The 2,880-nt window shown below is 43.1% G+C and carries 1 protein-coding gene and 2 pseudogenes; 2 read left to right on the top strand and 1 reads right to left on the bottom strand.

Annotation, left to right across the window (positions count from 1 at the left end):
- Positions 1-70 precede the first annotated feature (70 nt).
- Positions 71-774, top strand: a pseudogene (locus tag QUA38_RS28320) (M28 family peptidase); the annotation flags it as partial.
- Positions 775-987: 213 nt separating this feature from the next.
- Positions 988-2,451: a leucine-rich repeat domain-containing protein gene (locus QUA38_RS28315; RefSeq protein WP_333167744.1), complete on the top strand. Its 1,464-nt coding sequence runs from the start codon at positions 988-990 to the stop codon at positions 2,449-2,451.
- A 141-nt stretch (positions 2,452-2,592) separates the two neighbouring features.
- On the opposite strand, the pseudogene QUA38_RS28310 reads toward QUA38_RS28315, so the two are convergent.
- A pseudogene (locus tag QUA38_RS28310) lies at positions 2,593-2,880 on the bottom strand (alkaline phosphatase D family protein); the annotation flags it as partial.

The following is a 2,880-nucleotide window of genomic DNA, read 5'->3' as shown; positions in this document are numbered from 1 at the left end:
CTGCTTATCAATCTATTCAACAAGCTCTCTCTACTGATGGCTCCCTTTTTTCCCCTAGTTGAGCAATTACAAATTTTATTATAACATAGAAGTGGAGATTCCAGGGGGGGAAAGGCAGATGAAATAGTTGTAATTGGGGCGCATTATGATTCTGTGGTGGGGAGTCCAGGGGCAAATGATAACGCAACTGGGGCGGCGGGAGTGCTGGCTTTAGCGAGAATGTTTGCAGGTAAAAAGCCTGAAAAAACTGTGCGTTTTGTTGAGTTTGTGAATGAGGAACCGCCTTTTTTCTGGACTGCTGATATGGGGAGTTTGGTTTATGCCAAAAGATGCAGAGAGCGTAATGAAAAAATTGTTTCGATGCTCAGTTTAGAAACAATTGGTTATTACTCAGATGCCAAAAACAGTCAGAAATATCCACCCCCATTAAACCTTTTTTATCCTACGTCGGGGAATTTTATCGGATTTATTGGCAATACATCCTCAAGTAAACTGGTTAGAGAGGCGATCGCATCTTTCCGCCGCCATGCTGAATTTCCCTCGGAAGGTGCAGCAATTCCGGGTGGCATTCCTGGTGTTGGTTGGTCTGATCAATGGTCTTTTTGGCAACATGGTTATCCAGGGCTGATGGTGACAGATACTGCTCCCTATCGCTATCCTTACTATCACACGGCGCAAGATACACCCGATAAGGTTGACTGGGAACGGACGGCGAAGGTGATAGCTGGATTGGAGAAAGTTGTGGCAGATTTGGTGGGAGTTGATATTAATTAGTTGAGTGGGTGCGGAGCGTGGAAATAGCCTCGATCGGCACAGTATAGTATGCAAAATGACGCACCTAAAAATTAGTATAAGTTGCTCAGTGAGGTGATTAAGAGAGTTTTTAAAAGATGTTTCGCAGGGACACGGTATTGCCGTGTCTTTTTTGTATAAATTTGGGAAAACTAAAGGTAAAAGATTATGAAACTTATAGTGGCACAGAAACAGATGAATTTACAAAAATTGATAGTAGTTACTTGTTGTGCGATCGGTCTGGCATCATGTGGAAATAGACCTTCCGCGTTAGTCTCGGAAACGCAAGCGGGAAAAAGTGGACGAACATTTGCTGATTGGTGTCGCGCTCAAGCTTCTTTGAGTCCTGAAGCTAAACATACTGTTGAGCTGCTGTTGAAGGTAGCAGAGACTAGAGAGTGCGATGTAGCCTATCAAAAACTTTCGAGTATCGAGGAACTCTACCTCAACGACAAGAAAATCAACGACATCAAACCGCTAGAATCCTTGACTAACCTGACAAAGCTCTACCTCAGCGACAATGAAATCAATGACATCAAACCGCTAGAATCCTTGACTAACCTGACACAGCTCTACCTCGGCAACAATAAAATCAAGGACATCAAACCGTTGCAATCCTTGACTAACCTAACACAGCTCGGACTCCACAACACTCGAATCAGCGACATCAAACCGTTGCAATCCTTGACTAACCTAACACAGCTCGGACTCAGCAACAATAAAACCCTGGACATCAAACCGTTGCAATCCTTGACTAACCTGACAAAGCTCTACCTCGACAACAATAAAATCAAGGACATCAAACCGCTAGAATCCTTGACTAACCTGACTCATCTCCAGCTCATGAGCAATCAAATCAAGGACATCAAACCGCTAGAATCCTTGACTAACCTGACTCATCTCCTCATCTCCAACAATCAAATTAGCGACATTAAACCGCTAGAATCCTTGACTAAACTGACTTGGCTCTGGCTCGACAACAATAAAATCAGCGACATCAAACCGCTAAAATCCTTGACTAACCTGACTGAGATCAAACTCGGCAGCAATAAAATCAGCGACATCAAACCGCTAGAATCCTTGACTAACTTGACATCGCTCTACCTCCACAACAATCAAATTAGCGACATCAAACCGCTAGAATCCTTGACTAAACTGACTTCGCTCTGGCTCATCAACAATCAAATTAGCGACATCAAACCGCTAGAATCCTTGACTAACTTGACTCTACTCACCCTCAAGAACAATAAAATCAGCGACATCAAACCGCTAGAATCTTTGACTAAATTAACTTTGCTCTTCCTCCCCAACAATCAAATCAGTGATATCAAACCGCTAGAATCCTTGACTAACCTGACTGGGCTCGTCCTCATGAGCAATCAAATCCAGGACATCAAACCGTTGCAATCCTTGACTAACCTGACCGATCTCTTTCTCTCCAACAATAAAATCAGCGATATCAAACCGCTACAATCCTTGACTAACCTGACTTTGCTCTCCCTCGAAAAAAATAAAATCAGCGACATCAAACCGCTACAATCCTTGACTAACCTGACTGAAATTAGGCTCAGCGGAAATCCGATCGCTCCCAAAACTTGCCCTCTCAAACCAGAGTCTATCTGTCAGTGGGAACCCTGGAAACCACAAGCTCAACCATAAAACTTTACAGTTCCGAAAATTATAGGTAGAAAATTATGACACAAATCACCATAATTATGATTTGAAAGTCCGCGTAGGCGGACTTAGTTTTTGTTACTGCGATTTCAATCGCCTGGATATTTTTGCAACAAGTCTATTTCATCACTTAGGATTAACAACAAACTCACTGACAATAAACGGCTTTTGATTGATAATCGCATTGGGATTAGCATCAAGTTGAGACTGCGTGTAAGGTTCAATACCATAAGTTATTACCCGCAACTGCTGACTCTCAGGAGCAACTTCAAACTCATTCCAGCCGTAGGTATGCACTCCTAAATACTCTCCCTGAATCAGTCTAGCGTCAATCCCCGAACCTTCCAAACCAACTGGATCGTATCCTAGCGGCGCTGTCCGAGTATCCAGAATATTGCGGACAAAGGCATCTTT

Source organism: Microcoleus sp. Pol12B4, from assembly GCF_036701385.1.
Classification (GTDB): Bacteria; Cyanobacteriota; Cyanobacteriia; order Cyanobacteriales; family Microcoleaceae; genus Microcoleus.
Note: the sequence above shows the minus strand (reverse complement) of the source record. Positions and strands in the feature narration are given on the sequence as shown.